This window comes from Halochromatium sp. (assembly GCF_054919635.1).
Genome location: NZ_JBUDPI010000181.1, coordinates 1 through 7295, shown reverse-complemented (window position 1 = coordinate 7295; position 7295 = coordinate 1). Strand labels below are relative to the sequence as shown.

The 7295-nt window shown below is 59.8% G+C and carries 6 protein-coding genes; 2 read left to right on the top strand and 4 right to left on the bottom strand.

Features of this window, described 5'->3' with window-relative positions; genetic code table 11:
* From ACY693_RS11700 to nifH, 3 genes are all read right to left on the bottom strand, one after another.
* Positions 1-342 (bottom strand): DUF3364 domain-containing protein (locus tag ACY693_RS11700; RefSeq protein WP_462322002.1); only part of this gene is annotated, 342 nt, incomplete at its 3' end.
* Positions 343-563: 221 nt separating this feature from the next.
* Positions 564-2051 carry a nitrogenase molybdenum-iron protein alpha chain gene (gene nifD, locus ACY693_RS11695; RefSeq protein WP_462322001.1) on the bottom strand — a complete coding sequence of 496 codons (1488 nt, stop codon included), beginning with the start codon at positions 2049-2051 and terminating at the stop codon, positions 564-566.
* A gap of 138 nt (positions 2052-2189) precedes the next feature.
* Complete coding sequence (nifH, locus tag ACY693_RS11690) at positions 2190-3074, bottom strand: nitrogenase iron protein (RefSeq protein WP_462322000.1); 885 nt, start codon at positions 3072-3074, stop codon at positions 2190-2192.
* Positions 3075-3286: 212 nt separating this feature from the next.
* Here nifH and ACY693_RS11685 point away from each other — a divergent pair, with 212 nt between their 5' ends.
* Positions 3287-4393: an NAD(+)--dinitrogen-reductase ADP-D-ribosyltransferase gene (locus ACY693_RS11685; RefSeq protein ID WP_462321999.1), complete on the top strand. Its 1107-nt coding sequence runs from the start codon at positions 3287-3289 to the stop codon at positions 4391-4393.
* Between the two features lie 158 nt (positions 4394-4551).
* The gene (locus tag ACY693_RS11680) at positions 4552-5496 is read left to right on the top strand and encodes a sugar transferase (RefSeq protein ID WP_462321998.1); all 945 of its coding nucleotides are present in this window, start codon (positions 4552-4554) and stop codon (positions 5494-5496) included.
* A 45-nt stretch (positions 5497-5541) separates the two neighbouring features.
* Here the strand turns inward: ACY693_RS11680 and ACY693_RS11675 are convergent.
* Positions 5542-7295, bottom strand: a 1754-nt coding sequence (locus ACY693_RS11675) for a response regulator (RefSeq protein ID WP_462321997.1), incomplete at its 5' end; no start/stop codon positions are given.

The window sequence follows — 7295 nt, the reverse complement described above, 5'->3', positions numbered from 1 at the left end:
CACGCAGGCGATCGGCTCCTTGAAGTGGCGGTTGAAGTAGGTGCGGAAGTAGGCCACGCAGCCTTGGGAGCCATGTACGTAGGGCAGGGTCTTCTCGAAGCCGAGTGCGCAGAGCACGGCGCCGAGCGGTTGGCAGGCCTTGGCCGGGTTGATGGTCAGGGACTCGCGGGCAAAGTTGAGCTCCTGGTATTCCTTGGTCGTGGTCCACTCGAAGGTCTCATCGAGCTTGGCCTGATCGACACGCTCTTCGGAGATCTCGCGCTTGTTCTTGATGGTGGTTTGATAGTCCTCGTCGAGGAACAGCGGATAGCCGGGCTTGATCTTGTCGACGGTCTGGGTCATTGGAGTGCTCCTGCCGCGCCGCTTATCTGCGGACGGACGGCGAGTGAAGGGTTACGACGGTTCGGTGATTGCCCTGCGGCGGTTGGGTAGTGGGTGGCGCACTCACGTCCGGCGGCGTCAATCGCCTGGATGGCGATTGCCGAGGCTCCAAAGATGGATTCACGGCGTCCGCCCGTCGTGAGTGCGCCACCCAACCTGGCACTGAGCCTAAGGGCGTGCGATCAAGCGCGGGCGGCCATCGGGGCCTCGGCCTCGCCCTCGGCGGGCTTGAGCCAGGGTGCCTTCATGCTGTTCCAGCAGGGGTTGTTGATGGTCATGTCCATGTCGCGCGCGAAGATCGCGAAACCGTCATAGCCGTGATACGGACCTGAGTAATCCCAAGAGTGCATCTGGCGGAAGGGTATGCCCATCTTCTGGAAGATATACTTCTCCTTGATGCCAGAGCCGACCAGATCAGGCTTGAGGGCCTTGGTGAATTCCTCGAACTCGTAGCCGGTGACATCGTCGTAGAGCAGGGTCGAATCGCCCATCTCCTTGACGGTGCGGTCGTAGTCGTCGTTATGGGCGAACTCGTAGCCGGTGCCGACCACCTCCATGCCAAGATCTTCGTAGGCGCCGATGATGTGACGCGGACGCAGACCGCCGACGTAGAGCATCACCTTCTTGCCTTCCAGACGCGGACGGTACTTGGCGATCACGGCGTCGTACTCGGCCTGGTACTTGGCGATGACCTTCTCGGCATTGGCCTGGATGGTCTCGTCGAAGAACTCGGCGATCTTGCGCAGCGATTCGGCGATCTTGGTCGGCCCGAACAGGTTGTACTCCATCCAAGGCACGCCATAGCGCTCTTCCATGTGGCGGCTGATGTAGTTCATCGAGCGGTAGCAGTGGATGAGGTTGAGTTTCACCTTGGGCGTCAGCTCCATCTCAGAGAGGGTGCCGTCGCCGGACCATTGCGCGACGACGCGCAGACCCATTTCCTCGAGCAGGATGCGTGAAGACCAGGCGTCACCGCCGATGTTGTAGTCACCGATGATGGCGACATCGTAGGGCGTGGTCTCGAAGCTGGTGTCGTTGTCGCGGTTATGCACGACATGATCACGGATCGAGTCGTTGGCGATGTGATGGCCGAGCGACTGCGAGACGCCGCGGAAGCCTTCGCAACGGACTGGGATGATCGGCTTGTTGTGTTCCTTGGTCTTCTGCTTCGACACCGATTCGATATCGTCGCCGATGAGGCCGATCGGGCATTCAGACTGCACCGAAACGCCTTTGGAGAGCGGGAACAGTTGCTCGATCTCGTCGAGCATCTTCGCGAGCTTCTTGTCGCCGCCAAAGACGATGTCCTTCTCCTGGAAATCAGAGGTGAAGTTCATCGTGCCGAAGGTGTTCACGCCGGTCATACCGGTGTAGTAGTTGCGACGACCGGCACGCGAGTACTGACCACAGCCGACTGGGCCGTGGGAGATATGGATCATGTCCTTGATCGGGCCCCAGACCACGCCCTTGGAGCCAGCGTAAGCACAGCCGCGAATGGTCATCACGCCAGGCTGGGACTTGCGGTTGGAGGTGATGCACTTCTTCGACTGCTCGACCGATGGGTCATTGACGGCCAGGTGCTTGGCGCGGTCTTTCTTCGCCTTCTCGGGGTAGACCTCCAGCACCTCTTGGATCAGGGCCTGAGTCTCGTCACGGGTCATGGTTGCCATGTCGGCGTTCCTCTCATCGGCGCCGCCGCTAATCTGCGGACCGACGCGCGTTGAAGCATCGATTCAGAGCCCCTCGTTGCCGCTCGAAAGGGGGCGGCGCGAAGGGCCAGGGAGACGGGCAGGGCGATCGGCAGCGGTTTAGGCCGCGGCGACCTCTTCGGTCGCAGACTTACCGACGATGCTCTCGTCTTCTTCATCCATCAGGCCGAATTCCATCAACAGGTCTTCGAGCGCATCCATCGAGATCGGTGTCGGGATCACGAAGTTGTTGTTATCGATGATCTTCTGTGCGAGCTGGCGATATTCCTCGGCCTGCTTGGCACTCGGGTCGTACTCGATCACCGTCATGCGCCGAATCTCGGCGCGCTGAACAACGTTGTCGCGTGGGACGAAATGGATCATCTGGGTGCCGAGCTGACGTGCTAGCTCCATGATCAGCTCGTCTTCCCGTGCGGTGTTGCGGCTATTGCAGATCAGGCCAGCCAAGCGCACGCCGCCGGAGCTGGCGTACTTGACGATGCCCTTGGAGATGTTATTGGCCGCGTACATGGCCATCATCTCGCCAGAGACGACGATGTAGATCTCCTGCGCCTTGTTCTCGCGGATCGGCATGGCGAAGCCGCCGCAGACCACGTCGCCGAGCACATCGTAGAAGACGAAATCGAGCTCTTCGTCGTAGGCGCCTTCTTCTTCGAGGAAGTTGATGGCGGTGATGACGCCGCGACCGGCACAGCCGACGCCAGGCTCTGGGCCACCGGACTCGACACACTTGATGTCGGCGTAGCCAACACGGAGCACGTCTTCGAGCTCGAGGTCTTCGACCGAGCCGGCATCGGCGGCCAGGTGCATAATGGTGTCCTGTGCCTTAGCGTGCAGGATTAGGCGGGTGGAGTCGGCCTTCGGGTCACAGCCGACGATCATGACCTTTTTGCCGAGCTCGGCGAGACCGGCGACGAGGTTCTGCGTGGTCGTGGACTTGCCGATTCCGCCTTTGCCGTAGATGGCGCATTGACGCAGTGCCATGTGATTCTCCCGGTTGGATGCCCTGTGGGGCGGTGAACAGAGGGTTCGCTCACCGAGGGATAAGCACAGCCTGTGCCAAGCCATAAATATTCCTTCAGCCCTTTGAAAATAAAATAGAAATTCGCAAAGATGGGGGTCTGGCACCTTGGTAGCATAGACAACAAGCCCTCAGCCTTTGTGTGTCTACCGACAGCCGACGTCCGAACTCCGACATGCCCCAGCAATCTCTCCAGTCCCGACATCAAGCCAGCAGTCAGCCCCAGGGTCCGCTCAACGTTTGCCAGGGGACCGATCCCGATCCCGGCGGGGAGCTCGACGCTCCACCCAATACAGCGCCGAATGCACTGCCTGGCGTCACTCTTACGACTAGGAGGAGCCAGCCGACAAGCTCGCCACCCTCGTTACCCGCGAATGCCCGCCTGCCGCTCAATCGGTGCAATCTGCCAGCTGTCATCCTTGGCGGACTGACCTATCAGACGCATCCGGTCTCGCTTGAGATCGATGGCATTCGTGCCTTCCATCAAGACTTGTTCGAGCTGTTGGCGCCGATCGACAATGCGCGCGAGCGCGCCGAGCGCTTCGTCGACTATATGGCCGCGCACTTCTGCCTGGATGATCTCGAGGCCGCTGGGCTCGCGGCTGAGCGTGTCAAGAAGTATCGGCGTAACGCGAATTACCTGCGCATGGTGCGCGGCTGGTCGTTCGACTCGGATGGACGCGAGGGAGCCGTGCTCAAACACTGGGTCGAGACGCGCTTCGGGCTGCTCGCTCGTTACCATGCCGGGCCACTCGGTGGCGCTGATCCCGACGCCTATCAGCTTTACCTGGCCCAGGGTGCCAAAGGTCTCTATGCGACCAATGCCCTCGAGGCTCAGCTCGATCTGCTCTATACCTATTGCCAATACGAGCTGGTGCGCCAACATCCGGAAGAGACCCATCTGACGCTGTACCGTGGGATCAACCGCATTGGCGAGCATGAGCTGTTGGATGACCGGCCCGAGTCCGGCACCACCTTAGGGGCAGCCAGTGCCGCGCAACGCCCTGTCCGGGGCGATCGGGGTGAGGCGGATCAGGGCAGCAGCCGGTTCTGCAGTGGCTCAACGACGACGGCCGGCTGGCGGCGTGTCTTGCTGAATAATCTCAGCAGCTTTACCAGTAATCGCGAGCGCGCCTGCGAGTTTGGCGACTACATCCTCGAGGCCCAGGTGCCCTTGCCGAAGGTCTTCTTCTTCAACGGCCTGCTGCCCGGGATGCTCAAGGGTGAGGATGAGTGGGTGGTGATCGGCGGGGTCTATGAGGTGGCGATGAGCTGTTTGTGATAGCGTGCGGTTGGCGTAACTGCCTGGCCAAGGCGGCTGGTGTAGCTCAATGGGATTATCCATCGGCGTGCAGCGCAGTCTTGATGCACTTCGAGATCTGGCGACAGTCTGCGACTACACGAGAGTAGCAACCGGTTCTCGAACAGTGACGATAAGAAATGGTTATTAATAGACAAGAAACACCTGACACTCTTCTCGATCGAATATTCAATATCGCCGCGACCCTTCTGCTGCTCTTCGTCTCCTTGCCTTTGTTCGTCATCCTTCCGATTTTAATCAAGCTCGATGACCCAAGTGGGCCTGTGTTCTACCGCGGTCCACGTCTTGGCCTGGGGAAAAAGCCATTCACGATCTACAAATTTCGGAGTCTGAAGCCAAACGCAGCAGCGGCACTGGGCAATGATCTCGTTGGTCAGGGCCACAATGTGGAGACTCGGGTTGGCTCTTTTCTGCGGGATACACGGCTTGATGAATTGCCGCAGCTCTTCAATGTGCTTCGTGGCGAGATGAATCTGGTGGGGCCTCGGCCAGAGCGAGAGGAGGTCTATGAGGCCGCTTGTAAGAGCATTCCCGGCTACGATCTCAGGTTTGCGGTGCGACCTGGAGTGATCGGCTACTCCCAGTTGTTTACTCCGCACCGAACCTATAAGCGGCTAAGATCACTGATCGACTATCAGTTCGCGATCAAGAAACACTCGACGATCAATGATCTAAAGCTGCTTATCGCTGCTTTGTGGATGCTCTGTGTGCGCGTCTTTCAGAAGGTCTTTGGGATTGAAGGGAGTCGTACCCAGACTCATCTCACTGCGACTGTTCATCATCGATGTTACCCGATCGTTGACTGCAATGAGTTCGTCGTGATTGTGCGCTCAGATCCTAAGGAGATCTGCGATCAGTATGAGCAGCTCGATGTCTCGATCCTGGCCGGCAAGAAGACGATTCATTTTCGGGGTGTCTGCCTACAATCGTCACTCGATTATTACATTGATGAGCTTGATGGGCTCAAGCGACAGAAACGAAATAGCGTGCTCCTAGTCGAAAAACTCACGCCGCTGAACGAATATAAGTTTCATAAGTATGTATTGCGAACCAGTGTCGGCTGAACAGTCAACGAGGGATGCCTCCTGGGTTCTGCGATCGTCAGTGTCTTAGCTGTGGTTGTCGCGAGTTGCGATCGGGTCGCAGATGCCGCAGAGGGCGAGGCTTGGCTGATGCCTGAGAATGTCATCGACGAGACTCAATGCCTGTTCGTAATCGAGTGCGTCGAGCGCGTCTGCGACTGCCGCCAGGATCTGGGCCTCAGGCTGCTGCTCGCTAAGGTCGTCACCCAGTTGAGAGCCCAGTTGAGCGCCCAGTTGGGGTCGTAGCTCAGCGAGGCTGTCTCGAGCGCTGAGACTGTTGGCCTTGATCTGTGCATGCAGCCTTGCGATCCGATTCCAGCTCATCCTGTGGGCGGCGCTAGGGACGGTGCTGGGGGCGGATTCTTGTGCAACTGCAGACGCCTGTCTCCCGTCAGTTGCAAGGGCTGCGCGCCGTTGTTGGCTTTCGCTGCTGCTGGGGTCTCCGGTATCGGTTGGATGCTGCGGCAGCTGCCGTGCCGGCTGTACAGCGGCATCGAGCTGCCGATCGACTTCCGCGAGCAATGGCTCGATGCTGGTCGGCGGAGCCGGTTGCCTCAGCCTTGCTTCGAGCGCTCGTGCAGCGTCGGCCAAGTCCTCGAGATGGAGTGTCGCTGCCGAGCTCTTGAGACTGTGCGCGAGGCGTTCTGCTTGCTCGGGAGCCTGGGCCCGGAGGTGATCGCGCAATCGCTTGTCTGTATCGGCATAGTCCTGTACGAATCTGAGGATCAGCTTGCGCAGTAGGTCTCGATTGCCGTTGCAGCGGTGAAGCGCGGCGGGTAGGTCGAAGGGTGGCAGCTGTTCGGGCAGTAACGTCGCTGCGCCAGTGCGCTCGGCAGCCTGGGCATCGTCAAGAAGCGCTGGCTGCGCTTCTAGACGCGCGGCGGTGCGCTCGCTGTCCGCTCGCTGTGATCGGTCTGCTGCAGTCGTCGTCTTCTGCGGCAGCCAATGCTGCAAGAACTTCCAGAGTTGATCCGTGTCGATCGGCTTGGTGAGATGATCGTCCATCCCGGCGGCGAGGCTCGCTGCGCGATCCTGCTCACTGGCATGGGCGGTGAGGGCGATGATCGGAAGGCGCGGTGAACGCCCTGCGCCGGGCGCGGTTTCGGCCTCCTGTCGACGGATGATGCGGGTGGCCTCCAAGCCGTCCATTTCCGGCATCTGGATGTCCATCAGGACCAGATCGAAAGCACCGGTCTTGGACTTGCTGACGCCTTCATGGCCGTTGAGCGCGATCTCGGTGACGATGCCGAGCGCACTGAGCAGCGAGCTGACAAGGTCAAGGTTGAGCGCATTGTCATCGACCAACAGGACCCTGCGTCCTTTCAAGGAACGGTTGTCACGCTCGATCAGCGGTGTCGGGCGCTCCTCAGTCTCTTGGCTGAGCGGCGCTGCTGCCGATGCGCTGAGGGTGCCGAGCTCGACCTGGAAGGAGAAACTGGTTCCCCGTCGGGCACGACCGTGGACCTGGATATCGCCCCCCATGAGGCTGATTAGCTGCTTGGTGATCGGCAGACCAAGACCGCTACCGCCGTAGCGTCTTGTGGTCGAGCTGTCGGCCTGCCAGAACGGATCATAGAGCTGCGGCAGCTTCTCGACAGCGATGCCGATCCCTGAATCATGGCCCCAGAATCCGAGGCGCACCCGGTCAGCCGCGCAATCAAGCAGCCGCACCCGCACCTGGATCAGGCCGTGCTCGGTAAATTTCACCGCATTGCCGGCAAGATTCAACAGGGCTTGACCGAGACGCAATGAGTCTCCAACCAGATAGTTCGGGATGGCTG